This window comes from Coriobacteriaceae bacterium (assembly GCA_025992855.1).
Lineage (GTDB): Bacteria > Actinomycetota > Coriobacteriia > Coriobacteriales > Coriobacteriaceae > Collinsella.
Genome location: DAJPGB010000001.1, coordinates 971,859 through 996,796, shown reverse-complemented (window position 1 = coordinate 996,796; position 24,938 = coordinate 971,859). Strand labels below are relative to the sequence as shown.

General features: G+C 59.0%; 25 protein-coding genes. 15 read left to right on the top strand and 10 right to left on the bottom strand.

Going from position 1 to position 24,938, the window contains the following annotated elements; genetic code table 11:
- Positions 1-421: 421 nt before the first annotated feature.
- Positions 422-796: a hypothetical protein gene (locus OIL88_04130; GenBank protein HJI71559.1), complete on the top strand. Its 375-nt coding sequence runs from the start codon at positions 422-424 to the stop codon at positions 794-796.
- A gap of 114 nt (positions 797-910) precedes the next feature.
- Here the strand turns inward: OIL88_04130 and OIL88_04125 are convergent, their stop codons facing one another.
- Positions 911-1,726, bottom strand: coding sequence for a methyltransferase domain-containing protein (locus OIL88_04125; GenBank protein ID HJI71558.1), 816 nt, complete (start codon positions 1,724-1,726; stop codon positions 911-913).
- Positions 1,727-1,950: 224 nt separating this feature from the next.
- On the opposite strand from OIL88_04125, the gene OIL88_04120 reads away from it, so the two are divergent.
- Positions 1,951-3,333, top strand: coding sequence for an MATE family efflux transporter (locus tag OIL88_04120; protein HJI71557.1), 1,383 nt, complete (start codon positions 1,951-1,953; stop codon positions 3,331-3,333).
- Positions 3,334-3,358: 25 nt separating this feature from the next.
- On the opposite strand, the gene OIL88_04115 is transcribed toward OIL88_04120, so the two are convergent.
- Positions 3,359-4,225 carry a LysR family transcriptional regulator gene (locus tag OIL88_04115; protein ID HJI71556.1) on the bottom strand — a complete coding sequence of 289 codons (867 nt, stop codon included), beginning with the start codon at positions 4,223-4,225 and terminating at the stop codon, positions 3,359-3,361.
- Positions 4,226-4,383: 158 nt separating this feature from the next.
- Between OIL88_04115 and OIL88_04110 the strand changes: the two genes are divergently transcribed.
- Positions 4,384-5,286 (top strand): DMT family transporter, encoded by a 903-nt coding sequence (locus tag OIL88_04110; protein ID HJI71555.1) that lies wholly within the window; start codon positions 4,384-4,386, stop codon positions 5,284-5,286.
- An 88-nt stretch (positions 5,287-5,374) separates the two neighbouring features.
- Entirely contained in the window at positions 5,375-6,100 is a 726-nt protein-coding gene (locus OIL88_04105) for a uracil-DNA glycosylase (protein HJI71554.1), read from the top strand.
- Positions 6,101-6,150: 50 nt separating this feature from the next.
- On the opposite strand, the gene OIL88_04100 is transcribed toward OIL88_04105, so the two are convergent.
- From OIL88_04100 to OIL88_04090, 3 genes are all read right to left on the bottom strand, one after another.
- Positions 6,151-6,831 (bottom strand): SDR family oxidoreductase, encoded by a 681-nt coding sequence (locus OIL88_04100; protein ID HJI71553.1) that lies wholly within the window; start codon positions 6,829-6,831, stop codon positions 6,151-6,153.
- 9 nt (positions 6,832-6,840) lie between these two features.
- Positions 6,841-7,563, bottom strand: a complete 723-nt coding sequence (locus tag OIL88_04095) for a VUT family protein (GenBank protein HJI71552.1) — start codon at positions 7,561-7,563, stop codon at positions 6,841-6,843.
- A gap of 156 nt (positions 7,564-7,719) precedes the next feature.
- Complete coding sequence (locus OIL88_04090) at positions 7,720-9,333, bottom strand: peptide chain release factor 3 (GenBank protein ID HJI71551.1); 1,614 nt, start codon at positions 9,331-9,333, stop codon at positions 7,720-7,722.
- A gap of 215 nt (positions 9,334-9,548) precedes the next feature.
- Here OIL88_04090 and OIL88_04085 point away from each other — a divergent pair, with 215 nt between their 5' ends.
- From OIL88_04085 to OIL88_04065, 5 genes are all read left to right on the top strand, one after another.
- The gene (locus tag OIL88_04085; GenBank protein HJI71550.1) at positions 9,549-9,929 is read left to right on the top strand and encodes a GntR family transcriptional regulator; all 381 of its coding nucleotides are present in this window, start codon (positions 9,549-9,551) and stop codon (positions 9,927-9,929) included.
- 23 nt (positions 9,930-9,952) lie between these two features.
- The gene (locus OIL88_04080; GenBank protein HJI71549.1) at positions 9,953-10,834 is read left to right on the top strand and encodes an ABC transporter ATP-binding protein; all 882 of its coding nucleotides are present in this window, start codon (positions 9,953-9,955) and stop codon (positions 10,832-10,834) included.
- Positions 10,831-11,529, top strand: coding sequence for an ABC-2 transporter permease (locus OIL88_04075; GenBank protein ID HJI71548.1), 699 nt, complete (start codon positions 10,831-10,833; stop codon positions 11,527-11,529). Before OIL88_04080 ends, OIL88_04075 begins: the two co-directional genes overlap by 4 nt.
- 68 nt (positions 11,530-11,597) lie before the next feature.
- Entirely contained in the window at positions 11,598-12,473 is an 876-nt protein-coding gene (locus OIL88_04070) for an EamA family transporter (protein HJI71547.1), read from the top strand.
- A gap of 258 nt (positions 12,474-12,731) precedes the next feature.
- A complete protein-coding gene (locus OIL88_04065; GenBank protein HJI71546.1) occupies positions 12,732-13,469 on the top strand; it encodes a class I SAM-dependent methyltransferase in 738 nt (245 codons plus the stop codon).
- Between the two features lie 86 nt (positions 13,470-13,555).
- Here OIL88_04065 and OIL88_04060 read toward each other — a convergent pair whose 3' ends face one another.
- The 3 genes from OIL88_04060 to OIL88_04050 form a co-directional block, all read right to left on the bottom strand.
- Positions 13,556-14,842 (bottom strand): chloride channel protein, encoded by a 1,287-nt coding sequence (locus OIL88_04060; GenBank protein HJI71545.1) that lies wholly within the window; start codon positions 14,840-14,842, stop codon positions 13,556-13,558.
- Between the two features lie 124 nt (positions 14,843-14,966).
- On the bottom strand, positions 14,967-15,500 hold the full coding sequence (locus tag OIL88_04055) for a TIGR00730 family Rossman fold protein (GenBank protein ID HJI71544.1): 534 nt from the start codon (positions 15,498-15,500) through the stop codon (positions 14,967-14,969).
- A 37-nt stretch (positions 15,501-15,537) separates the two neighbouring features.
- Positions 15,538-15,963, bottom strand: coding sequence for a potassium channel family protein (locus OIL88_04050; protein ID HJI71543.1), 426 nt, complete (start codon positions 15,961-15,963; stop codon positions 15,538-15,540).
- Between the two features lie 224 nt (positions 15,964-16,187).
- Here OIL88_04050 and OIL88_04045 point away from each other — a divergent pair, with 224 nt between their 5' ends.
- Together OIL88_04045 and OIL88_04040 are read left to right on the top strand one after the other, a co-directional pair.
- A complete protein-coding gene (locus OIL88_04045; protein ID HJI71542.1) occupies positions 16,188-18,992 on the top strand; it encodes a transporter substrate-binding domain-containing protein in 2,805 nt (934 codons plus the stop codon).
- Positions 18,993-19,034: 42 nt separating this feature from the next.
- Positions 19,035-19,514 carry a pyridoxamine 5'-phosphate oxidase family protein gene (locus OIL88_04040; protein ID HJI71541.1) on the top strand — a complete coding sequence of 160 codons (480 nt, stop codon included), beginning with the start codon at positions 19,035-19,037 and terminating at the stop codon, positions 19,512-19,514.
- 59 nt (positions 19,515-19,573) lie between these two features.
- On the opposite strand, the gene OIL88_04035 is transcribed toward OIL88_04040, so the two are convergent.
- On the bottom strand, positions 19,574-20,788 hold the full coding sequence (locus OIL88_04035) for an aminotransferase class I/II-fold pyridoxal phosphate-dependent enzyme (protein ID HJI71540.1): 1,215 nt from the start codon (positions 20,786-20,788) through the stop codon (positions 19,574-19,576).
- Between the two features lie 114 nt (positions 20,789-20,902).
- Entirely contained in the window at positions 20,903-21,640 is a 738-nt protein-coding gene (locus tag OIL88_04030) for a tRNA (N6-threonylcarbamoyladenosine(37)-N6)-methyltransferase TrmO (GenBank protein ID HJI71539.1), read from the bottom strand.
- A 140-nt stretch (positions 21,641-21,780) separates the two neighbouring features.
- Here OIL88_04030 and OIL88_04025 point away from each other — a divergent pair, with 140 nt between their 5' ends.
- From OIL88_04025 to OIL88_04010, 4 genes are all read left to right on the top strand, one after another.
- Entirely contained in the window at positions 21,781-22,608 is an 828-nt protein-coding gene (locus OIL88_04025) for a zinc ribbon domain-containing protein (GenBank protein HJI71538.1), read from the top strand.
- Positions 22,609-22,659: 51 nt separating this feature from the next.
- Positions 22,660-22,905 (top strand): glutaredoxin, encoded by a 246-nt coding sequence (locus OIL88_04020; GenBank protein ID HJI71537.1) that lies wholly within the window; start codon positions 22,660-22,662, stop codon positions 22,903-22,905.
- A 422-nt stretch (positions 22,906-23,327) separates the two neighbouring features.
- Entirely contained in the window at positions 23,328-24,614 is a 1,287-nt protein-coding gene (locus OIL88_04015) for a hypothetical protein (protein HJI71536.1), read from the top strand.
- A gap of 57 nt (positions 24,615-24,671) precedes the next feature.
- The gene (locus OIL88_04010) at positions 24,672-24,938 is read left to right on the top strand and encodes a hypothetical protein (GenBank protein HJI71535.1); all 267 of its coding nucleotides are present in this window, start codon (positions 24,672-24,674) and stop codon (positions 24,936-24,938) included.

Genomic DNA, 24,938 nt, shown 5'->3' with positions numbered 1-24,938 from the left:
CCGTTTGTGTCGGCACCCAACCGTTCGCTATTGTCCCACATGCGACATGGTCCACAGCATCGCAATGCAAAGCACCGCCATCAATCCCGTGCACACGGCAGCGATCACAGAATCACCCATGCGCCTTCCCAACGACCGCGGCTCACGCACTTGCCCTGCTCCGTACATCATGACTCCTCCTTGAGACCAGCTCCTTGTTACGGCCTCATCATCGCAGCGCCGCACATGGGCTGCCATCGATTTGGCTTACGCCCAGCTTTCGCTTCCGTAAGGTTCGATTCCGCGCTTCGCTCAAGCACAGTGCCTTGGTGATCCAAGTTGTCCTTGCACGTAATTCAGCTAAAATGGCTGGTTGATATCAGATGCGTTCCAACGGGCCGCCATTTGCGCAGCGCCCGTCCACTCAACCGAAAGGAATACCATGAGCAACGCACGCAAAATGTTGAAGGTCCTTTCCCTGCTCGCTGTGGTCTTCGGCATCGTTCAGATTATTCTGGGTGTCATGTCGATGACCACAGAAGCCACCAACGGCATGACGGGAGGCATCGTCTCCACCGTCCATGGCGTTATCGTGCTTGTCGCCGGCGTGTTCGGCATCAAGGGTTCGAACAAGCCGTCAACCGTCAAGAGCGTCTTGACTGCAAGCATCGTCGCGCTCGTCATTGCCATTGCGGCGGTAGCGCTCAGCTGCATCAGCCACACCATGAACGTTCTGAGCATCATCTTCGTCATCTTCGACGCATTGCTGTTCTCAGCGGCAAATAACGTCAAGAAGGAAGCTGCCGATCGCCTGTAAGCAGCTGATCCCCACGCTAGGGCGCTCACAAAACACACTACGCAAGCGCTCCCGAAGTCTTAAATGACTTCGGGAGCGCTTTCATGAGAGATAGATGCGCAGGGACGCCGTCCGTTACCGATGCCGGTACTCCGCGATCACGAACTCGATATCCGTCTCGAGCCGCTGTAGACCCGCTAGGCGCTCGCGATCCTCGCGACGCGTGCGATAGTAGTAGGGCGTCATCTGGAACACGGCTTCGATGTCGGCCTGCGTCTGGAGGGTGATCGACGCCGCCACGCGCTGCGTGCCGACTAGCTCAAGCTCGGTAGTCTGCGGCAACCTCTCGTCGTTGAGATACGGCGTGTCGTAGAGGATTTCCTTGAGTCCAAAGAGATGGCGGGCACCCGGGACCACGGTGTAGAGCGAGCCCTCGGGCGCCAGCACGCGGGCAAACTCGCGCTCGTTAAAGGGAGCGAACAACTCGGTTACCATATCAAAGGTGCCATCTGCCACGGGGATGTCCTTCATGTTGGCGACGAAATACGTCGCACCGCCACGCTTGGCAGCCAAACGCACCATTTCCTTGCCCAGGTCAAACCCGTAGGCATCAACGTTCGGCACCGAGCCCATGGCGCTCGTGTAGTAACCCTCGCCGCAGCAGATGTCGAGCAAAGTCAGCGGCTTGTCCGTGGACGCCCCGCGCTCAGCCGCTCGTTCGCGTACGAGCTCGACCATCGCATCGCGCAACGGTGCATAGTAGTCGCAATTGAGGAAGTCACGACGGCTACGGGCCTGCGACTTGGGATCGCCCATAGAGTCACCGCTCTTAGACGAGCGCAACAGGTACAGATAGCCCTCGCGCGCACGATCGAATCGATGCCCACCTGCACATACAGCCCCACGCTCGTCGTCCACCAACGGCTCATGGCAAACGGGACACAACAACATGGCAACTCCTTAGCGCGGACAACACAGCGCCCACCATTGTCTCACGCCTCCCCCACCTAGTCATTGGGGACGTTCTTAAACGACTAGTCATTCAAGAACGTCCCAATGACTAGTCTATGTGCTGACAGAAAAGAAACGTTCCCCCCAAGTACCGGCTGATTGCATTAGGAGTATCATCGTCTGCGCAAATTGGCATTGAAGCGCATATAAGAGATTGAGAGCGTATGGCTGACACCGCATCTAAGCACATTGACATGACTACCGGCTCGCTGTGGCGCAATATTCCCCTGTTCGCCTTTCCCGTCGCCGCCACGAGCATCCTCGAGCAACTGTCGAACCTCATCGCCACGGTCATTATCGGCAACTTCTCGGGCGACCAGGGAACCCTGGCCATGGCGGCGGTCGGCTCCAACGTTCCGCTCACCAGCCTGATGATCAACCTGTTTATCGGCCTGTCGCTTGGCTCCAACGTGGTTATCGCCAACGCCATCGGCCGCAACGACCAAAACATGGTCAAGCGCGCGGTCCACACCTCGATCCTGATGGCACTCGTGGGCTTTGTCGTCATCGCGCTGGGCGAGATCTTTGCCGAGCCCATGCTCGCCGCGCTCAACGTCCCCGCCGAGACCATGCCACTCGCATCGCTCTACCTGCGCGTCTTTTTGCTGAGCATGCCCTCGATCCTGCTCTACAACTTCGAAGCCGCCATCTTCCGCTCCGTCGGCATCACCCGTATGCCGCTCCAGGCGCTCGCCGTGTCCACCGTCCTGAACATTGGCCTGGACCTCATCTTTGTCCCCGTACTTCACTGGGGCGTCGCGGGCGTCGCCATCGCCACCGCCATCGCCTATACCGTCAGCGCCGCCACGCTCTTTATCCGCCTGCTCAAGACCGACTCCGTCGTCCGCGTCACCCCGCGCGACTTGGCTATCGACCCCGTCGCCCTCAAGCGCATCGTCAAGATCGGACTGCCCGCCGGCATCCAGAGCGCTGTCTTTGCCGTCGCCAACATTATCATCCAGTCCGCCATCAACAGCCTGGGCACCGAGGTCATGGCGGCCTCCAGCGCGGCCATGAGCCTGGAGTACGTGTGCTACAACCTGCTCAACAGCTTTAGCCAAGCCTGCACCACCTTTGTGGGACAGAACCACGGCGCGCGCCAGATCGACCGCTGCACCAAGACGCTCAAGGTCTGCTTGGTCGAAGGTGGCATTGTCGCGCTCACCACCATCGTTCTCATCGTCGGTCTGGGGCGCGAGATCCTGTCGCTCTTTAACAGCGATCCCAATATCGTCTCGATCGGCTATATCCGCGTGTGCTCGATCTTCCCCGCGTACGCCTTTAGCATGTTCTACGAAAACATGTCCGGTTACCTGCGCGGCTTTGGCATATCGCTCTTGCCCGCCCTCATCACCATGATCTGCGTCTGCGGTATCCGCTTCTACTGGGTGTTCTGCGTCTTCCCGCACTTCCGCACGTTCGCGAACATCATGATGGTCTACCCCATCAGCCTGGGCACTACCGCGTTCTTTATGGTCGTAGCCGTGCTGCTCTGTCATCCTGCGCGCACCTACCGCCTGGCCCAGGCCAAGGCAGGGGCGCGTTAGGCGAAACCCCAAGCGCCGCGCATCGCTAATTGACGATATGCGAGCTCATATAGTCGATAAAGCGCCTGGTGGCAATGGGCATGGTGTCCCAGCTGCGCCAGGCGGCCACCACGTCGCGCGAGGGGGCATGCACGATAGGACGTACGCGAATATCGGCCTGCATGCCCTCGACGGTACGGCGATACAGCATGCTCACGCCTAGGCCCTCCTCCACCATCGCCATGATGGTGTAGTCGTCGGTCACCTCGCTCGTCACGTGCGGCGACAGCCCATGCGCCGCGAATGCATCGAGCACCAGGCTCTGTTCGCCCTCATCCAGCAGCACAAACGGCTCGGACGCCAGGTCGGCGAGCGTCACCTTTTCCTTTGCCGTCAGCGGATGCGCGGTCGGCAGCAGCGCCACCAACTCGTCGTGATAGACCACGCGCTTCTCGAGCCCAGCGGTAAATCCGCGCGCCGTAAAGCAAAAGTCAACCACGCCATCGTGCACCCACTGAGCGTTGCGCGTGTAATCGCCCTGCTTGAGGGTAAAGTGCACGCCCGGGTGCAGGGCCCCAAAGTCGCGAATCACGCGCGGCAACACGGTACGGCTCACGTTGGTAAACGTCGCAATGCGAATATCGGTCGAGGAGAGTCCCAGCAACTCCTGGCGTTTGCCCTCGAGCTCGGCCTCGGCAGTTACGATCTGGCGCAGATACGGCAGATACTGCTTACCGTCGCGCGTAAGCGAGACACCCTGCTTGCCGCGCTCGATAAGCGTGGTACCCAGCTCGCGCTCGAGCGCCTTGACGGCCTGGCTCACCGCACTTTGCGTATAGCCTAGCTCGTCCGCCGCGCCCTTAAGACTGCCGCGATCGACCACCATACAAACAATCTGATACCGCGATGCCATCGTGCCTCCACATCGATGTAGCCGTAAAACGTTTTGCCAGCGCTTTTTCTAGTAGCATTAGTATTTCTTAATCATACTGAAGATACATTCGCTTTACTACATCCACATCTGGGAGCAGAATCCTTTTTGCGAAACCGTTCTGTAACAAAAGGAGTCCCATGGATCGCAAAAAAGCAATCGCGCTCTCATTTTCCGTTCCCGTCGCATGGGGCTTTTCGTACCCCCTCATGAAGATCGGCATGGACAGCATGAACGCCACGAGCATCGTTGCGTTGCGCTGCATCATCGCCTTTGTGGCCTGCCTGCTGCTCTTCCACAAGCACGCGCTGCGTATCAACCGTGACGTGATGATTCGCTCTGCCATCATCGGCGCCATCATGGCAACCGAGCTCACGTGCATGTGCCTGGGCTCCAGCCTCACCTCCGCCTCAACCGCCGGCTTTTTGCAGAGCCTGACGGTCGTAATCGTGCCGTTTGCCAACGCAGCCCTGCTGCGTCGCGCTCCCGGGCGCAAGGTGCTCATCGGAACCGCCATCGTCACCTGCGGCATGTTGCTGCTCTCGGGTGCCGACTTTACCAGCCTGAATCCCGGTGCGATCATCATGCTGCTCTCGGCCTTTGTCTATGCCGGTCACATTATCGTAGCTAAGCGCTTTGTCGAAGAAGTCGATCCGCTGGCCCTGGGTGTTTGGCAGCTGGGCTTCGGCGGCCTGTTCTCGGGCATCGCCGCATTTGCCTTTGGCGGCTTTACGCTTCCCAGCACGCCGAGCGAGATCGTCGTTGTCGTTGCCCTCGCACTCATCTGCTCTGCCTACGGCTTTATCACCCAGACGCTCGTGCAGCCCCACGTGCCTGCCGAGACCACCGGCTTCGCCTTCTCGCTCGAACCGGTCTGCTCCGCCGTCTTCTCGTTTTTCCTGGTTGGCGAGGTCCTGAGCCCCATCGCCTTCTTTGGCGCCGCCCTCATCCTCACCGGCGTCATGGTGGCAACCGTCGAGCCTCCGCGCCTTCGCGCACATGGACACGCTCGCATGGCAGGAGCGCCCGAGCGCGTCTCGTAGACCCCACTCTTCATACAGCCGCGGCATAAAGGTAACCGGTGCGCCTTTACAATAGATGCCAACAGAGCATCTGCCATAAAGGAGCCCCATGGACACCGCAACCCGCGACCGCAACATCGCAACTTGGTTGGGCGATGCGCCGCAGCCGGTACGTGACACGACGAACCAGCTGCTCGAGCGCATCGCCCTTTTGCGTGCCGAGCAGACTATCTACCCGGCACAAGACGACATCCTCAATGCCCTCGCCTACACGCCGGCCGACCAGGTCAAGGTTGTCATCTTGGGTCAAGATCCCTATCACGGACCGAACCAGGCCATGGGACTGTCGTTCTCGGTCCCCGCGACGCAAGCCAAGCTGCCGCCGAGCCTGCGCAACATCTATAAGGAACTCAACGCCGATCTGGGCTGCCCCATCCCCGCCACGGGAGACCTAACCCCCTGGGCACAACAGGGCGCCCTGCTCCTCAACACCACGCTCACCGTGCGCGAGCATGCCGCCAACTCGCACGCCAAACTGGGCTGGAGCACGCTGACCGACTACGTTATCGAGCGCTGCTGTCTGCTGCCCCAACCGGTCGTCTTTTTGGCATGGGGCCGCTTTGCCCAGCAGATGGTCGAGGGCAAGCTCGCCGCGACTGGCGCGGGCAAGGCAACCGGCAAGTACTGCTTAGCCTCCACGCACCCCTCGCCACTTTCGGCAAACCGTGCCACGGCAGAACTCCCCGCTTTTATGGGGTCGCGCCCCTTCTCGGCAGCCAATCGGCTACTCGAACAGCACGGCTCGACCCCCGTCAACTGGACTTGCCTCGGCTAAAAATCGATACATCAAAAACGCGCCCGACGGCTTTCCATCGGGCGCGTTTCCTATTCGGGCCAAATAAATTGTGTGCGGCCGGCCTCGCCGCCATCGATCAGCAGGCTCTGCCCGGTCATAAACCGGTTGGTCACGCCCACAAAGTAGATCCACTCGGCGATCTCTTGGGCGGTGGCCCAGCGCTTAAGCGGCGTGAGCTCCATAATCTGGTTCCACAGGTGCTCGTCTTCCATCACACAACGGTTGAGCGGCGTGACAACGCCACCCGGGTCCACACTGTTGGCGATGGCCTGCGGCGCCAGACGGTTTGCAAGGTTCTTGGTGTAGGCGATAACGCCACCCTTGCTGGCGGCATAGGCGGGAAACTCCGATCCCGTATGCCCGCTCGCCGACCCCACATTGACCACGGATTGGATAGCAGGCGCCGGCTTGGCGGCAAGCCCCTCCCCCACAAAGGCATAGTGCTCGGTCACGTTGATGGTGCCACGCAGGTTGGAGGCGATGTCGTCGGCCGAATCCTGCGTACCGGCAACATTCACGATTACCTGAGGCTCAAGGTCGCTTGGAAACGAGTCCGGCTCGCGGACATCAACGATCAGATGGCGGTAGCGCTCGTGTTCGATCGCCGCCGGCAGCAGATCAAAGCCCACGACCTCGTGGCCCTCGTCCAAAAAGCGCTGCACGCACGCGGCTCCGATACCACCCGAAGCGCCCGTGATCAAAACCCGCATACTTGCTCCTTAGGCGGTTGCGTGGCGCTCGAGGTACTCGGAGCCCACATTCTCGCGCTCCCAGCCGCGCACGACCTTGTAGCCCACGGGGCTCAGGAAGACCTCGCACAGTAGCTCGGCAACAGCGCCGGTCAGCGAGCACATAAGGACCTGTACCCAGGTCCAACCAAAGAACGTGTGGCTTACCACAATGGCAAAGACCAGGTTGTCGATAAACTGGCCAACGCCCGTGGACACATAGGAACGGAAGGCGAAGCTCGCAAAGTTATTCTTTTTGAGCATGCGGCCGAGCGACTGGTTGAGCGTGGAGTTAACCACGGCAGAAACGAGCATTGCCAGCGAAGAGCCCAGCACCACGTACCAGGTGCCGCCGATAGTGGCGTTAAGGGCAGTGTTGACCTCGGTCATGCCCGTGTCGTAGTAAGCACCCCACATGCCGGGCGTGAGCGAGCATGCCCAAAAGCACAGGCTCACGGCCAGGTTAACCAGCAGCGCGAGGATAGAGATTTTGATGGATGCCTTGGCGCCAAAGCGCTTGCAGATCATGTCCTGGCACAAAAACGAAACCCAGCTCACCACAAAGCCACAGTCGAGCGCCAGATACGGCAGACTGATGAGCTCTTTGTTGGCCAGCAGGTTCATCATGATGACGCTCACGAAAAACAGCGAAACCGTTGCCGCGGGAATGCTCCGCAACAGGACCTTGTAGTCCTCCATGACCTTCTTGATCATTATGTACTCCTTTGGTTTTAGGTTTAACGAGCAGGATATCGAACCCGAACTGCTCGGACGCCCCGGTCTTGAGACGACGGTGGGTATGATAGCCGCTCACACGGCATCAGGCAAGCAACCAGCGCGGCAGCCCCGCAGGGCCACCGCGCCGATGCGTTAAAAGGCTACGTTGCCAAACTCCGACAGGATCAGGTCGGGATTGTGGTCGGTTGCCCAGTCCACGTTCCACGGGCTCGTGAACAGCAGCAGCTTACCACCGCGCATGTCCTCGACACGCAAGGTGTCGCGCGTGAGCGAAAGGGCCGGGATATCGATGGTGTCGGGGTCGTTCTGGATCCAGCGGATGTCCGTATAGGGCAGCGGCTGGCGACGAACCTCAACACGGTACTCGGCCTTGAGGCGGCGCTCGAGCACCTCAAACTGCAGCACGCCGACCACGCCCACGATGACGCTCTCCATACCGGCACCCAGCTCGCGGAAGATCTGGATGGCGCCCTCCTGGGCAAGCTCCTCCATGCCCTTCACAAACTGCTTGCGCTTGAGCGTATCGACCTGCGTAATGCGGGCGAACATCTCGGGGGCAAACGTCGGGATCTGCGGATACTGCACATGGCGCTTGCCAGAGCACACGGTGTCACCGATGCTAAAGATACCCGGATCGAACAGGCCCACGATATCGCCCGCGTACGCCTCGTCCACGATGGCGCGGTCATCGGCCATCATCGACGTGCCCGTGGCAAGCTTAAGCTTGCGGTTGCCCTGCACGTGGAAGGCGTCCATGCCGCGCTCGAACTTGCCCGAGCAAATGCGCACAAAAGCGATGCGGTCGCGGTGGTTCTTGTCCATGTTGGCCTGGATCTTAAACACAAAGCCGCTAAAGTCGTCGCGGCAGGGATCGACCGGCTCGCTGGTGAGCGTATCGGTATAGGCGCGCGGCGTCGGGGCCAGACGCAGGAACTCCTTCAGGAAAGGCTCCACGCCAAAGTTGGTAAGCGCCGAGCCAAAGAACGCCGGACTCAGCTTGCCGCAGGCCACGGCATCCAAGTCGAGCTCGTCGCCGGCGCCATCGAGCAGCTCGATGTCATCCATCAGGTTCTTATGGTTCTCTTCGCCGATGAGCTCGTCCATAGCGGGATCGCCCAGCTCGGCCTCGACCTCGGCGACCTTCTTGGTGGCGTTGGCGTGGCCGTCGCCCTCAAAGGCAATGACGCGACGGGTCTGACGGTCGAACACGCCGCGGAAGTTGCGGCCGCTGCCGATCGGCCAGTTCATGGGATACGTATTGATACCCAGGACGTTCTCGATCTCTTCCATGAGCTCAAACGGATCGCGAGCCTCGTGGTCGAGCTTGTTCACAAAGGTGAAGATGGGAATGTGGCGCAGCGTACAGACCTTAAAGAGCTTTTTGGTCTGGGCCTCGACGCCCTTAGCGCCGTCGATGACCATGACTGCGGCGTCGGCGGCCATAAGGGTACGGTAGGTATCCTCCGAGAAGTCCTGGTGGCCGGGGGTATCGAGGATGTTGACGCAGGCGCCATTATAGGTGAACTGCAGCACCGAGGAGGTAACGGAAATGCCGCGCTCCTTCTCGATGTCCATCCAGTCCGAGACGGCGTGCTTGGCCGAGCTCTTGCCCTTGACCGAGCCGGCAGTCTGGATGCTGCCGGTATAGAGCAGCAGCTTCTCGGTAAGCGTGGTCTTACCGGCGTCCGGGTGGCTGATGATCGCGAATGTGCGGCGCGACGAGATTTCATCCGACAGGCTTGCCATGCGGATCCTTTCTTGCATTGAGTGCATTACGTCGATGTAACCGCATTATTGTAGCCGCGAAATCCCGATCTAGGGCGCCTATCAGGACAAATTCATCAGTCAAGGCCCGGGCAGCCGGCCCAATCCGAATTTGTCTCTTGCGTAACTGTGCATAGTGTATATATACTGTGCTTACCGGTTATATACACGTGTAGCCCAACAGCTAAGGAGCCGCTGTGGACATCATCCTATCCAATTCGAGCGATAAGCCTATCTACGAACAGATATCCTCGCAGGTCAAAGCTCAGATCCTTTCGGGCACGCTCGCTGCGGGAGCCAAACTCCCCAGCATCCGCGCACTCGCGAGCGACTTGGGTGTGAGCGTCATCACCACCAAGCGCGCCTACGCCGACCTGGAGCAGCTCGGGTTTATCTGCACCGTGCAGGGCAAGGGCTGTTTTGTCGCCGAGGGCAACCAGGAGCTCTTGCGCGAAAACCAGCTCTGCCATATCGAAGAGCTGCTTGCGAAAGCGGCGAACCAAGCCGAAGCCTTGGGCGTCACGCGCGACAAGCTGCACGAGATGCTCGACCTCGTAGCCCCCGAAACCATGCAGTAGCCATCTGCAAGAAAGGCTATACCATGCAAAATTTGCTAGAACTCAAAGGCGTATCGCGCCGCGTGAGCGACCGTTTTTCGTTGCGTGACGTCACGCTTGCTGTGGAGCCCGGCCAAATTGTCGGCTTTGTGGGAGCAAACGGTGCCGGCAAGACAACGACGATTCGAGCCGCACTCGGGCTTATAAAGCTCGATGCCGGCGAGGTACACCTGTTTGGGCAGCGCTATGGCGCCGACACGCCCGATGAATCGCAAAGCCATCTGCGCTCCCGCGTCGGTCTTGTCCTGGACACATGCCCCTTCCCCTCCACGCTCAAGGTGGGCCAGATCGAGAGGCTCGTAGGCCCGGCATACCCCACGTGGAGCTGCGAAACGTTCGCCGGATTCATCGACCGATTTGGCCTCGATCCCAAGACAAAGGTCAAGGACCTCTCCCGCGGCATGGGCATGAAGCTGCAGCTCGCCTGTGCGCTCAGCCACAATGCCAAGCTGCTCGTTTTGGACGAAGCCACCGCAGGCCTTGATCCCATGGCGCGCGAGGAACTGCTCGACGAGTTGCTTACCTTTGTCGCCGACGGCCAGCACAGCGTGCTGCTCTCGAGCCACATTACATCCGACCTCGATCGCACTGCCGACCGCGTCATCTGCATCGATAACGGCTCGATTGTGTTTGACCTGCCGCGCGAGGACATTACCGACCGAGCCGGCATCGCCCACTGCACCCAAGCACAGGCGTCCGAGCTCATGGCTTGCGTCGAAGGCGCCCGTGCCGCCCACCACGCCTATAGCGTGGACGTGCTCGTGCCCAACCGTCGCGATGTGCTCGAGGCCTTCCCCGAGATTCCCTGCGACCGGGCAACCATTGATGACTATCTTCGCCTCATGCTGAAAGGGGCTTCGAAATGAAACGCGCCTTTATGTCTGAGCTCGCCATCGTCCGCACGCTTGTCCCGAGCATTGCGGGCGTCGGCCTGTTCATCTTCGTCGTACTGACCCTCGCCAACGCATCGGATGGCGATTCCGGTATGAGCGCCGGCGCCTGCGCGGTCAGTGCCATGTCGCCCATCGTGGTCATGAACTCGCTGGCCGGCTACGACAATCAAAACGGATGGGAGCGCTATCGGGCAACGCTGCCCATCTCGCGCATAGACATCATCTGTGCACGCTACCTGAGCATCATTGTCTTCTCGGCCGTCATGGCATGCGCCGCCGCGCTTCTGGGCATCGTCTCTATCCCGCTCTTCAACAGCGCGGGCATGCCCTCGACGGGACAAACCGTCTTTGAGATCGCAATAGCCTCGGCAGCATCGATGCTCATCTCCCTCATGATGGTGTTTTTGGCACAGCCGCTGTTCTTTCGATTTGGACACATGGAGGCGCTGCGCCTTTCCGTCGGCCTGTTCGCCCTGCTCGGATGCCTTGCCATGGCCACGCTGAGCTCCTCCAACCCCATCAGCAACTGGCTCATGTCGATTGCCGGGGCGAATCCCGACCCCGCCGTTATCGGATGTCTGTGCGCCGGCATAGCCGTCCTTGCGTTCGTGCTATTCATGATCAGCTACGCCGTCAGCACCAAGGTTTATCGCGCACGCGACCTGTAGCCGCAAGCGGTATCATCGGACGAGCGCCGCAGATCTGGCGCAGTCGTTCTTGAGGAGGCGCCGCACCCGTGTCGTGGGTTGTTGCAGCGTTTGCATCGGCATTCTTTGCCGGCATCACATCTATCCTGGCCAAATGCGGCATCAAACACACCGATTCCGATATCGCCACCGCCATCCGCACCTGCGTGGTGCTCGTATTTGCCTGGGTAATGGCGGGCATTTCTGGATCCATCGGGTCCATCGGCGGTATTCCCGCCAAGGCTTGGCTATTCCTCGTCCTCTCAGGACTTGCCACTGGCGCTTCGTGGATCTGCTACTTCAAGGCGCTCAGCATTGGAGACGTCAATAAGGTCGTACCGGTCGACAAGATGAGCACCGTACTCGCCGCGCTGATCGCCATTGCTCTCTTTGGCGAGACGAGCAATCTGACCGTAAAGCTTATCGGGACGGCCGCAATCGCCCTCGGCACGTTCCTGATGATTGAGAAGAGGCAGTCAGTTGGCGTGGGCCAGAAGCAAGACCGAACCTGGCTTGCCTACGCCATCGGCGCCGCCGTTTTCGCGGCGCTCACGTCCATCCTTGCCAAGGTTGGCATCGAGGGCGTCGAGTCCAATCTGGCAACGGCGATCCGTACCTGCGTGGTACTCGTCATGGCATGGGCAATCGTTGCCGCCAAGGGAAAACTGGGACAGGTAGTGCGCGTTGACCGACATGAACTCGCGTTTCTCGCAGCATCGGGCATTGCAACCGGCGCGTCGTGGCTGTTCTACTACTACGCCATTGCCGCCGGGCAGGTAAGCGTCGTGGTACAGATCGACAAGCTCTCGATCCTTGTTTCGGTGCTGTTCGCGCACCTGGCCTTCAACGAAAAGCTCTCGCGCCGCAGCGCCATCGGACTAGCCCTCATCGTTTTGGGCACCGCCGCGCTCGCGATATGGAAATAGCAGCGGAAACGAACGGGGTTCAATCCACCGGCAAAACTATGACAAATGGCATACCCCCCGCCAGCGCGTAACGTCCTACAATAAATGCGTCACGGGCCTTGGCCCAATCTCGATCATCCAAGGGGATGTCTTTTTGGTCATTGTTCTTTAGGGAACGGTCAATCGCATAGAACCATGGAAACGGCCGTGCAACGACCGTGGTTTGTTACGCCGTTCCGCCTCCGTCATCTGCCAATTTGCACCTGATAGGAAAGAACAATGCAATCCCAGGAATCTCAATCCTTCCCAAAAGCCAACAGCTTCGATACGGCGCTCGTGCGTTCTAAGATTATGGGGCCGAACCCCCTCAAGCTCTGCGAGGAGCTCCTTTGCGATGCAAGTATTCCCTGCGGCGCCCGCGTCTGCGACCTTGGATCGGGCACCGGTATCACCAGTGCCCTGCTCGCCCGCGAATACGGGTTTGACACCTACGCTGTCGACCTCTGGAGCGACCCCGTCGAGAACCGCGCGTTCTTCGATTCACTCGGTATTCCCCGCGACACCATTCGCCCTGTTAAAGCGGACGCCTCGCAAGGCTTGCCGTTTGAGCATGACTTTTTTGATGCAGTCGTGAGCATCGACTCGTACAACTACTATGGCCGCGACTCTCACTATCTGGGCGAGCGCCTGCTCCCCTATGTTAAGCACGAGGGCATGCTTTATTTGAGCATTCCCGGCATGGTCCGCGACTGCCACGACAAGCTGCCGGACTGTCTGCTCACGTCTTGGACACCCGAGCAGCTCGATTACATGCACGATATGACCTGGTGGCACGCCATGATCGAGCAGACCACCGGCGTCGAGATTGTCTCGATGCAGACCATGCTCTGCACCAACGAAGCATGGGCAGACTGGCTCGTCTGTGACAACGAATACGCAGCGGGCGACCGTGCCGCCGTTGAAGCGGGCGCCCTCGAGTATCTCAACACCATCGCAATCGTGCTGAGGAAGCTCTAAATGACAGCCGCGCGGGGCCGTAGACATACGGCCCCGCGCGGCTTCTTTCAAAACGGGTTATGGAATAAGCCCAGACGAGCAGCGCACTACTTGCGCAGCGGCTTGGGTAGTGGAATACCGGCGGCGATGACGGCGGCGATGATCATGCAGACGATGCCCTTGAGCGGGAAGCACATGAGCAGCAGGCCCACGACCATGACGGGCTGGCGCATGACGGCGCCCATCGTCGAGGCGGTGCAGACGGCAACGCAAAAGACCGGATCGGCACCGGTGAGGATGGCAAGGCCGTAGCCCAGGCTTACGCCCGAGAAGATGACGGGGAAGAAATGGCCGCCGCGCCAGCCCATGGTAATGAGGGCGGGCGTCAGCATGGCCTTGACCAGGCCGGTTGCGATAAGCACGCCGGCGGGAATGGTCAGGTAGGTTTCCATGAGCACATCGGCCTGGGTCTCGCCGGCAAACATGGTATAGGGCAGAACCGTGCCACAAGCCGCAAGCGCCAGACCTGCCAGCATGGCCTTGACCACGGGGCGCTCCCCTATCGCGTGGGCTAGTGCCTCGCTCGCGTGCTCCGAAACAAAGTACAGCCAGCCGCAGACCGTGCCGATCAGCGACAGGGGGATAAGCCAGGCAAGCTCCAGGTTACCCACCTCGGCGGCCTCGAACCTGGGCATACCCATGCCGCCGCCCATGAGCTGGCCGAGCAGCAGATAGGTGCCCAGGCCGCCGGCAATCGCGATGCCGTAGACCACGGTCTTCTGTGCCTTGGGCAGCTTGATGGTGATCTCGTCAGACACGGAGTCCTCGCCATCGGCGCTGCCGGCGAGCGGGGCCACAAAGCCAAAGACGGGCGCGGTAAAGAGTGCCGTCAGCGCGGCCTGGGTGCCCAACAGCGTGAGTTCCCTAAACTCGGCACCAAAGCGACGCATGCGGTCGCCGACCCAGCTGCACAGGCCCGCGATAACGCCGGTCAGTCCGGCCTCCGGTCCAATACTTCCGCCAAACAGCAGCGGCAGCAATGCCGCGAGCGAAAGCTTGCCCAGATTGTCATACGGGTAGCGTCCGTCTTGCTTGACCTTGGCCATTACCTGGTTGAGGTCGTCGGTCTTGGCACCCGTCATCTTTTCGTACAGACCGATCAGCAAACCGCCCAGCAGGCAGACGAAAAATGGATACGGCAAAAAGCCGAACGGGCCACTGGCGAGCTCGGGCGACGCCACTCCCAACATGTGCGGAATCTCGGTCCACAGATAGTCGATGCCGTGCTCCATCGCAAAGAAGAACAGCCAGACGGCGGCACCCGCGAATGCGCCGGTCACAGCCACGCTGACCAAAAACAGCGCGCGGTTTTTAGGTTTTGCAAGCTTATCCATCGGGCCCTCCCGTGGTTAGAGTCGACAAAGGTATGTTTTATTGTAGAGCGAGCGTTGCCCAGACGAGCCAACCATCTGCACCCCAAACGGCGCCATTGGGCGCAACGCGCGCCTAATCTAGAACTTAGCCATTGATGATCGAGGCAATCTCGTGCAAATCTTCGGCAAAGTAAATGCCCTGCTGGCGACGCGGACTCGATAATCCCTTTTCGATCATATGCTCGAGCAAAGCCTCCAGGTCGTTGTAGTACCCATCCAGGTTATACAGAATGCACGGCGCGCTCAGATGCCCCAGCGACACGGCAGACATGACCTCGGCAATCTCCTCGAGCGTGCCCGTTCCACCCGGGAAGGCGATGAACGCGTCGCCGAGCTCGATCATCTTCGCCTTGCGCTCGGCCATGTCGCTCGTCACGATGAGGTCGTCGATGCCGTCGTGCTGGAACTCCGCCTCGATAAAAAAGCTCGGCTCAACGCCCGTCACGTGGCCGCCGGCATCGAGCACGCTATCGGCGAGCGCACCCATCAGGCCCGACTTGGACCCGCCGTATACCAGTGCGTGGCCGTTGGCGCCAATCCACGTGCCGAGCTCTCGCACTGCAGGCAGAAACGCCGGGTCGTTACCGACGCTGGCGCCCAGGTATACCGTGATATTCAATATTCAGTCCCCCTCGTCGTGACGCGCGACGCCCGTTCTAACGTTGGCGCCGGCGATACTCGCGCACACGGCGCGACAAATCGGCGAGCTCATCGCGGTCGAGCTCTTCCAAATGCTCAAGATTGTCCATAAAGCGCGCCATGGTGTCTTTTTGGCGCATCTTGATGAGCGTATTGCAGTAGTTCACCGCCACGCCCGTGAGCATAGCGATGTAGAAGATGCTGATGATGCTCAAAACGACCGTGATGACGCGGGCAACCGGTGTCTCGGCCGGAATGTCGCCAAAACCGATGGTCGACACGGTCTCAAAGCTAAACCAGAGCCCGTCGCCAAACGTAAGGGTCGTGGGCTCGGACAGCCAAACGGCAGTTGAGCACAGCAAGAAAAAGACGAGGAACACGCCCGTTATGTGGGCGAACCCGGCCTGATGCAACACATCGGCAAGCGTCCTGAGCTTTTTCATCGCGACCCCTTCCGCGGACAATCAATCGCATTCGCTCGGTATTGTCCCACGCCTCCCCCGCAAACGGAACTAGTCATTGGGGACGTTCTTAAACGACTAGTCATTCAAGAACGTCCCCAATGACTAGTCGTTTAAGAACGTCCCCAATGACTATATCTGTGGGCAAACGGGGCATCTGAGCTGGTATCCTTACGTGGTGTTATCTCGATTCGTTAGGATTGCCCGTGAGAGCTGCCGCCGTCCTTCGTTCAACTATATATCGCGCCCTCGCCATCGTGCTCACCGCACTTACCGTGCTGAGCGCCGTCATGCCCGCACCGGCCTTTGCCGCCGATACCGACCAGCAGATCAAAACGGTCCGCGTCGGCTGGCTTATCAACAACGAGGGGTTCCAAGACGGCAACCCAGGCGAGCGCCTCTCGGGCTGGGGCTACGAGTATCTGCAGACCCTCTCGTACTACACCCCCGGCTGGCAATACGAATACGTCTCCGGCACCTTCACCGAGCTCATGGACATGCTCGAGGCAGGCGAGATCGACCTCATGCCCAATATCTCGTACTCCGAGGAGCGCGCGCAAAAGCTGCTCTACTCCTCGAACCCCGAGGGAACCGAGCGCTACTACATCTACGCCAGGCCCGATCGCGACGATCTTTCCAAGGGCGACCCTCAGGCACTCCAGGGCCTTACCGTCGGCTGCAACCCCGGCGTCATGCAAACGATCGTCGGCCAGCAGTGGCTCGCCGACGAGGGCATCACCTGCACCTATAAAGAAATGCCTGGTGGTGGCGACCTCTTTGCGGCGCTGGCAAACGACGAGGTCGACGCTATCATCATGAACGACACCATCTCGTCGCCCAGCGCCTCCCCCATGTTTTACGTTGGGTCAAGTGACTACTATTTCGCCGTCCCCAAAAGCCGTCCCGACTTGATGAACGACATTAATGCCGCCATGGCGGCAATTGCCCGCGTCAATCCCCGCTATAACGACGAAGTCAAGGCGAATTACTCAGCCCAAAACAGCGGGTCATCGTCGCTCGCCGGTGCCGAGACCGCTTGGCTCAAAGCAAACGACAACACCATCACGCTCGGCTATCTTACAAACCAGCTCCCCTACTGCACGCAAAATGACGACGGCGAAATGGAGGGGTCGCTTGCCTCGCTCGCGACGACGTTGCACGACAATTTTGGCATTAACGTTAAAACAGTCGCCCTCGCAGACACCAAACAAATGATCGAAGCCCTTTCAGAAGGCACCATCGATGTCGCCCTGCCATTCTTTCGTGACTACTGGCTCGCCGAACAAATAGGGGTCATCCAGTCAAACTCGATGGGAACGGTCTCCCTGACCGCCATCCACAGCGGCAACGACCTGAGCAAGGACCTCAAGAGCATCGCTTGCACAAAGGGCGCTATCGTCAACCGTTTTGAGCTCGAGAACCTGTTCCCCGACGCGACGGTAACCGAGTGCCCAAGCGGCAGCGAGGCGCTCAAGGCCCTCAATAAGGGACAGGCCAGTTGCATCATTGTCCCCAGCACGCGTCTGGAAACCATCCGCGACACCTACGACATCGAAGATTTCGAAACGCAGGAACTCACCAACACAGCAGAACTATCGTGCTTGATCTCGCGCGGCAATCCCCAGCTCTTAGGAATCATTAATAAGGGCATCGTCAATGCCCGCGAATCGCTCTCCGCGAACAGTTATTCCCCCACATCGTATTCGGCTCAAGAATCCGATACGCTTCGATTCCTCTATCGCAACCGCACCGCCATTGCCACCGTTATCATCTGCATTTTGCTGACCGGCATCGTTATCCTTGTCTGGTCGCTTCAACGCGCGCGGAAAGAGCGGCAGAAAGCCGACGCCGCCAATGCCGCCAAGACCGCGTTCCTCACGCGTATGAGCCACGACATCCGCACACCGCTCAACGGCATCTTGGGCCTTATTGAGATTGAGGAATTGAAAGAGGGCGATATAAAGGTCGCCCGAGAAAGCCGCGCCAAAGCGCGTGTTGCCGCCAACCATCTGCTCTCTCTGATCAACGACATCCTCGAGATGGGCAGGATCGAAGAGCACAAGATGACCCTCGAGCACGAGTCGTTCAACCTCAAAGAGCTCTGCGACGATGCCTTGGTGCTGTGCAAACTCCGCGCATCGGACCGCGGCATTACGCTGCTCAACACCAGCGAGCCCTATGCCGTCGACCAGAGCATGATCGGCAGCCCCACCCATATCCGCCGGATTATCATCAACCTGCTTGACAACAGTATCAAATACAACAAGCACGGTGGCACGGTCACCTTCTCGTCTACCGTCAAACCGCTCAACGACGCACACGCACTCTTTTGCCTCACCATCGAAGACACCGGCATTGGCATGACGCCCGAGTTTTTGAAGCATATCTACGAGCCGTTCGCCCAAGAGGGCGACGACGCCCGCAGCAAGTTCCAGGGAACCGGCATGGGCATGCCCATTGTCAAATCGCTCATCGACATGATGGGCGGCTCCATCGAGATTTCAAGCGAACTCGGCGTGGGCAGCACGTTCACTGTCCAGATTCCGCTCGATATCGACAAGAACCCTCGGGCCCACATAAAGCCAGCCGAGGCAATGCCCAGCCGCTCGATTGCCGGCATGAACGTCCTGCTCGCCGAAGACAACGACCTGAATGCCGAAATTGCCCAGGCGCTGCTGGAATCCGAGGACGTTGTGGTGACCCGAGCCGCCAATGGCAACGAAGATGTCGACCTCTATCTCTCACGTCCCGCCGGCAGCTTCGATGCCATCCTCATGGACATCATGATGCCCGGTATGGACGGCTACGAGGCAACACGCGCGATTCGCCTGAGCAGCAAGCCCGACGCCGCCGACATCCCCATCATCGCGCTGACCGCCAATGCCTTTGCCGAGGACGCTAAGGCAGCGCATGATGCCGGCATGAACGCCCATCTGCCCAAGCCGCTCGATTTTGAAAAGCTCAAAAACATTCTCGCCCGCATCAAGCAGCACGGCCCCAGTTCGCTATAGCCTCTCCCCAAGAACCATGCCCGATTGGAAAGGAATCCCGCAATGTTTAGGCCTCTACGCCGAAAGAAGCGCGCCATTACCGACGAGGCGGCGCGCGAGCTGCTCGCCACCTGCAAGCGCGGTGTCTTTGCCGTCAACGGCGACGATGGCTATCCGTACGCCATTCCCGTCAACTACTTCTTTGACGCCGAGCACGACAAGATTTACTTCCACGGCGCCAAGGCGGGCCACAAGGTCGACGCTCTCAAGCGTGACGACAAGGTCTGTTTTACCGTCTACGGCAACGACTGGTACAAGGACGACGATTGGGCGCCCTACGTGCAGAGCACCGTTGTCTTTGGCCGTTGCCGCCTAGCGAATGACACCCCCGCGTTTGTCGAGGACAAGGTCCGTGAGCTCGCGCTCAAGTACTACCCCATCGCCGAGGAAGTCGAGGAGGAAATCGCCAAGGACATTAAGGGCGTTCAGCTGTACGAGATTACGATTGAGCATCTCTGCGGCAAGCAGATTAAAGAAAAGTAAGGCCCCGGCAGCAGGACCTCGCAGCTAACAATATGGCCCGGTCCCAACAAAGTGAACGTTTACCGAGCATTAAAAACGTAGCAATCCAGGCGCTCGCACGCCTCCTTTACGCGCGAAAGCGGCAGCGCCAGATTCACGCGAATGTGGCAGGGTCCGTGGAACGGACGGCCGTCCTGATAGCCCACACCTACGCGGGCGCCCTCGTCGAGCAGCCATTGAATATCGCGGTCATGCTCGCGGCACCACTCCGTGCAGTCCAGGAACACCATGTACGTGCCCTGCGGACGCGAATAGGCCACGCCTTCGAAATGCTCGTCCACATAGTCGCAGAAGTAGTCGACGTTGCCCTTGATGACCTCGTTGAGCTCATCCACCCACTCGTAGCCCTGAGGCTGGTAGGCGCCGATGAGCGCATGCATCGAGAGGACGTTCATCTCGTTGTAGTGTGTCTTGTTGGACACGGCGCACGCGCGGTCGCGCAGCGTCTCGTTGTAGATGATGTGGTAGCTGCCAACCAGGCCCGCGAGGTTAAAGGTCTTGCTGGGCGCATAAAGGGCGACCGTGCGCATGCGGGCATCCTCGCTCACCGACTGCGTCGGAATGTGCTTGTACCCGGGACGGATGATGTCAGACCAAATCTCGTCCGAGATCACCACGCAATCGTGCTCGCGATAGATGTCCATGGCGCGCCCAATCTCGTCGCGCTCCCACACGCGGCCGCAGGGATTGTGCGGCGAGCAGAAGACGGCAGCATGGATGTGGTTTTGCGCGAGTTTGCGCTCCATGTCCTCAAAATCCATGCGCCATACGCCCTGGTCGTCGAGCTTCAGCGGGCTGTGAACAATACGGTAGCCCGCGGCCTCGATGGACTTGGTAAAGCCGATGTAGGTGGGGCTATGGACCAGCACCGCATCGCCCGGCTGGACGTACGCGCGCAGCGTTGATACGACACCGCCCAGCACACCGTTTTCGTAGCCAATATGCTCGGGAAGCAGGCCCTCAACACCGTTGCGACGGCTCTGCCACTCGATAATGCGATCGAAGTACTCGGCGCGCGGATCAAAGTAGCCAAACATAGGGTGCTGGGCACGCTGAATGATGTGTTCCTGGACCGTCGGCACCGTGGCAAAGTTCATGTCGGCCACCCACATCGGGATGCGGTCGAAGCCCTCGTCGGGAACGTTTGGCGCCATGCCGGGGATCTCGCCCCAGGAGTCAACGGCGATGGCATCCATGCCGTGGCGGTCGATGATTGAGGTGAAGTCGTACTTCATGCTGGGCTCCCGTGCAAAGCGAATTGGTTCGGTAGGCGTTATTGTCCACCAGCGCGGACGATTTTGGCACGGGTTTTGGGATTGAATTTGGCAGGAGCGCAAACGCCGTGGCGGTTAGCTTTGCGCCTCGTCGACATCCGTCACGGTAAGCTGCGCCCCGTCGACCGTGAACGACACGTCGAGCCCAGCATAGGCCAGATGGTAAACGCGATCGGGCTCGTGCTTGCTGCCAGCGCGGCGCGGATCCTGGCGAAGGACCTCGATTAAGCCGGGCAACTTCGCGGGCGGGACCTTGTCTTGCAGCGCTTGTGGGAACTCGACGTTGAGCTCTTGCCACGGGGCGTCCTCAATCCATCCGCCCGCCGCGTCCGGATGACAGTTCGCAAACGGAATGTAGGGCTTGATATCGTAGATGGGCGTGCCGTCGCGCAGGTCGGCGCCCAGCACATGAATGATGGGACCATCGGCGGTGAGCTCAACGCGGTCGAGCTTTACGCAGGTAAGGCCGATGGGGTTGGGCCGAAACGGGCTACGCGTGGCAAACACGCCCACGCGCTCGGCACCTCCCAGGCGCGGCGGACGCACGGTCTTTGACCACTTGGCATTGGTGCCAGCCTTGTCCTGCGTCTTGGCATCAACGGCGATGTCTTTTGCCGTGCCGCCCGGCGTCCCATTTTCAAAACGCCAAAGCAGCCATAAGTGCGAGAAAGACTCGAGCCCTGCAACCGCGGCGTTAGAGGCAAACTCCGGCTCAAAGACAATGCGCCCCTCAAGATGAGGCGCCAAAAAGCTGTTGCGCGGAATGCCAAACTTCTGCGGCAGGTCGGTATGTATGTGTGCAATAGGTTCCATGCCGGTCATTGTACGGCATGGGCGCACGAGGCGCTGCGCGCAATTCCCCACCGCGGCGCCCGTCGTGCAACCAACGGTTGCTTGGAAGGGCGCCTGCCGCCGCGTATGCTTAAGCCATCAACCGGCAGAAAGGAGCCGTCATGGCCTTTGCAGAAAAACTCATCGCCGTCCGCCGCGCCAACAATCTCACCCAAGAGCAGCTTGCCGCCAAGCTCTACGTCACACGCCAAGCCGTCAGCCGCTGGGAGCGCGGCGAGGTCACGCCGGGCATCGACATGATGAAGCTCATTGCCGCTGTGACCGGAGAGCCACTGTCTCACCTACTCGAAATGCCCGAACGCTACTGCCAAAGCTGCGGCATGATACTCACGCCCGATGACTGCGGCACCGATGCCACGGGCGCCACGACCGACCATTACTGCAAATGGTGCTACGACCACGGCAAGTACACCTACGAGACCACGATGGAAGCAATGATCGAGGATTGCGCCCCGCGCCTGGCACAAAACACCGGCATGTCGCTCGACGAAGCCGTCTCGCTCATGGGCGCCGTCCTGCCGCAACTGGAGCGCTGGCGCACCGTGCAGGAAAACGAGGAGCGCTACGGCACCGAGGCCCGGGCGTGCTATGGCGACGAGGCCATCAATGCGGCAAACGAAGCGCTGCTAGACATGGACCCTCAGACGTGGAACGACATGAAGGAACTTGAACGCGCCATTTTGGGCCAGCTCTCGATTGCCATGGGCGATGGCGAACCGGAAGACAGCGAGGCTCGCAAGCTCGTCGCAATGCATCGCCGCTGGATAGCTCTCAACTGGGGCAGCGAGCCCCAGGACGAGGCATATCTGGGACTCGCCCACGGCTACCTCGCCGACCAGCGCTTTGTTGACTACTACGACAAGCCGTGCGGCACCGGCGCCACAGCGTTTCTGGTCCAGGCCATCGAGTTGTCACTGGTCCGCGCATAGACCGCGGCAGCTTTGGGTATTTCAATCAAAACCTCAACCGATTGGAGACCTATGGCTACTGATCATGAGCTCGAGCTGTACGTTATGACCGGCTGCCCGTATTGCATAAAGGTCAAGCACTTTTTGGCCGATAACGGCGTGACCATTCCCGAGCGCAATATCTCGACCGATTCCGATGCCGAACAGACACTCATCTCCATCGGCGGAAAGCGCCAGGTTCCCTGCCTGTTCATCGACGGCAAGCCACTCTACGAATCGAGCGACATCATCGCGTGGGTGCAGGAGAACCTACTCTGACACTCGCGTTGCGACCGGCTCGCCCCAACCTATACGACCCAAACATGTACACCAGCATCCAAAGTCGACATTTTTCGACATCTTTGGATGCTGGTGTACAGTTTTTGGGTAGTCATCGGGGACGTTCTTAAATGACTAGTCATTGAAAAACGTCCCCGATGACTAAATTAAGAATTCAGTTTCTCGAAATAATCGAACATGCGTTTGGTTTCTATGCTATACTCACCTCAGGGTATGAGACTGGTCGAGAGCTCCCGCGGAGGTCCCCAATGACACGCTGGGGCGGGTTCGGTAAGTAAGATCGGTGGTTACCGCACTCGTCCTTCTCAGACAGGCCGCGCTCCTGTTCGCCGTCGCCATCAAAGAACGGCACTCACAACCAAACGTTTCCGTTATCCGTGAGTTCACAGGAGTGCATCGCTATGGCAAAAAAGATTCCAACCCTTTCGCCCGACACTATCTCGAGCGCTTGCTCAGATGTCAGTAAGATTGTCGAGGCCAAGTGCCTCGGGCAGAAGGACATTAATCATGAGACCCCTTCGGAAGGGACGCTGCTCATTGGGCGCCGCCTCGAACAAGTGATTGCCGGATATCCCATCTCCAATCTCAATGGACTACTCTCGCCCATCGCTTGTCACCTCAAACAGCACTTTAGCCCAAGCTTGGGCCCCACTTATCTCAAGCGCTGCATAAAGCTCGCGAGAATCGTTCCAGAAGACACGCCTTTTCGACCGGAGCTTGAGCTGGACCACTATCAGTCACTTGCTCGCATCGCAGACAAAGATCTACGCTTAGACCTAATGAACGTTGCCGCAGATAACCATTGGAGTTCATCGCGCATTGATCGTCATGCTCGCTATCGGAGTCCGCAGGATGTTTTGGATGCTTGGGAGCGCCGTGCGCTTGAACCAAATCAAGAGGTATGGCGCTTTGCCCGCGCCTACACAGATGCCTGCGGAATCATCTCGCTCGATAAGCTAATTGAGCTCTACAACTCCTACGCCCCCAATCCGGTATCGAGATTTGAGGTGAATGAAACCATTTGGCAAATCAGAAATGAATCGGGGCAAATTGACAACCCATGCATCATGTCCAAGCACGGGACGCTCTATCTCATAGCGCCCGAACTCGATAACGCTGTCGACGAAGCTCCTTATTACTACGATGACTACGGTTACTCTTATCGTAAATACGAACGGCATAGCGAATACACCGACGAGATGCGCGCGCTGCGCGAACGGCGCGTTAGCATTAGGATGGCAGCGATATTCGCTGGACATGAACGTCTTCCAATTAAAAAGCTCCGCTATGAGGAAGTCATCAACGGCTCCATAAAGAACATTCGATCCGCTGAGCTTCTCAAGCAATATGTCTTGAAGGACCCCGAGCTCAAAGCGGCCGAACTTCACGCAAGAGAAGACGAATTCGACTTTATCATGACAAAACTAATGCGTTCTGTTGGACTCAACGGCATGCCGACAGCACAACAAATAGCCGATGACGCTGCTTTCTTGCTGATTGTCGTACGACCCGAGTTTTACGAATGTGAGAAAACTGCCAAAGTTTCTAAACTCCTCTCGACGATCTATGAAGATGCTCCCCTCTGGGAGTTCAACGGACGCTCACATACCGAATTGAAAAGCAAAGAAGCACCGAAACCTTTAATCTCCATTTCAAGCCAAACTGCCCAGCCTAAAAATGCCGCTTAGCTCTATTAGCTGCTTGCATTTTTGTCTACAAAGCTGTATACAAAAAGAAAGGTCTTTATGGAGCTCATCGCGATTCACCCTCATGCCCTCAAACACGGGCTGACTGAGACGGATATTACAAGCGCTTGGAACTCCGCTTTCGCATGGTTCAGGCGTGATCTTGAAAACGGAGGCATCGATTACGTTCTCATTGGGCTTGATAGACGAAACCGTTTCATGGAGCTTATCGCTCGGTATTGCTCCGAGCAAAATGGCTACATCATTTTTCACGCCCTCGTTCCTCCCACGCACAAGGTGCTCAGGGAAATCGGAATCGATCGATAG

What these genes read in the sequence shown, in the direction of transcription:
- OIL88_04130 (HJI71559.1), top strand. Translation starts at nt 422, where the DNA reads ATGAGCAACGCACGCAAAATGTTGAAGGTCCTTTCCCTGCTCGCTGTG.
- OIL88_04125 (HJI71558.1), bottom strand. Translation starts at nt 1,726, where the DNA reads ATGTTGTTGTGTCCCGTTTGCCATGAGCCGTTGGTGGACGACGAGCGT.
- OIL88_04120 (HJI71557.1), top strand. Translation starts at nt 1,951, where the DNA reads ATGGCTGACACCGCATCTAAGCACATTGACATGACTACCGGCTCGCTG.
- OIL88_04115 (HJI71556.1), bottom strand. Translation starts at nt 4,225, where the DNA reads ATGGCATCGCGGTATCAGATTGTTTGTATGGTGGTCGATCGCGGCAGT.
- OIL88_04110 (HJI71555.1), top strand. Translation starts at nt 4,384, where the DNA reads ATGGATCGCAAAAAAGCAATCGCGCTCTCATTTTCCGTTCCCGTCGCA.
- OIL88_04105 (HJI71554.1), top strand. Translation starts at nt 5,375, where the DNA reads ATGGACACCGCAACCCGCGACCGCAACATCGCAACTTGGTTGGGCGAT.
- OIL88_04100 (HJI71553.1), bottom strand. Translation starts at nt 6,831, where the DNA reads ATGCGGGTTTTGATCACGGGCGCTTCGGGTGGTATCGGAGCCGCGTGC.
- OIL88_04095 (HJI71552.1), bottom strand. Translation starts at nt 7,563, where the DNA reads ATGATCAAGAAGGTCATGGAGGACTACAAGGTCCTGTTGCGGAGCATT.
- OIL88_04090 (HJI71551.1), bottom strand. Translation starts at nt 9,333, where the DNA reads ATGGCAAGCCTGTCGGATGAAATCTCGTCGCGCCGCACATTCGCGATC.
- OIL88_04080 (HJI71549.1), top strand. Translation starts at nt 9,953, where the DNA reads ATGCAAAATTTGCTAGAACTCAAAGGCGTATCGCGCCGCGTGAGCGAC.
- OIL88_04075 (HJI71548.1), top strand. Translation starts at nt 10,831, where the DNA reads ATGAAACGCGCCTTTATGTCTGAGCTCGCCATCGTCCGCACGCTTGTC.
- OIL88_04065 (HJI71546.1), top strand. Translation starts at nt 12,732, where the DNA reads ATGCAATCCCAGGAATCTCAATCCTTCCCAAAAGCCAACAGCTTCGAT.
- OIL88_04060 (HJI71545.1), bottom strand. Translation starts at nt 14,842, where the DNA reads ATGGATAAGCTTGCAAAACCTAAAAACCGCGCGCTGTTTTTGGTCAGC.
- OIL88_04050 (HJI71543.1), bottom strand. Translation starts at nt 15,963, where the DNA reads ATGAAAAAGCTCAGGACGCTTGCCGATGTGTTGCATCAGGCCGGGTTC.
- OIL88_04040 (HJI71541.1), top strand. Translation starts at nt 19,035, where the DNA reads ATGTTTAGGCCTCTACGCCGAAAGAAGCGCGCCATTACCGACGAGGCG.
- OIL88_04035 (HJI71540.1), bottom strand. Translation starts at nt 20,788, where the DNA reads ATGAAGTACGACTTCACCTCAATCATCGACCGCCACGGCATGGATGCC.
- OIL88_04030 (HJI71539.1), bottom strand. Translation starts at nt 21,640, where the DNA reads ATGGAACCTATTGCACACATACATACCGACCTGCCGCAGAAGTTTGGC.
- OIL88_04025 (HJI71538.1), top strand. Translation starts at nt 21,781, where the DNA reads ATGGCCTTTGCAGAAAAACTCATCGCCGTCCGCCGCGCCAACAATCTC.
- OIL88_04020 (HJI71537.1), top strand. Translation starts at nt 22,660, where the DNA reads ATGGCTACTGATCATGAGCTCGAGCTGTACGTTATGACCGGCTGCCCG.
- OIL88_04015 (HJI71536.1), top strand. Translation starts at nt 23,328, where the DNA reads ATGGCAAAAAAGATTCCAACCCTTTCGCCCGACACTATCTCGAGCGCT.
- OIL88_04010 (HJI71535.1), top strand. Translation starts at nt 24,672, where the DNA reads ATGGAGCTCATCGCGATTCACCCTCATGCCCTCAAACACGGGCTGACT.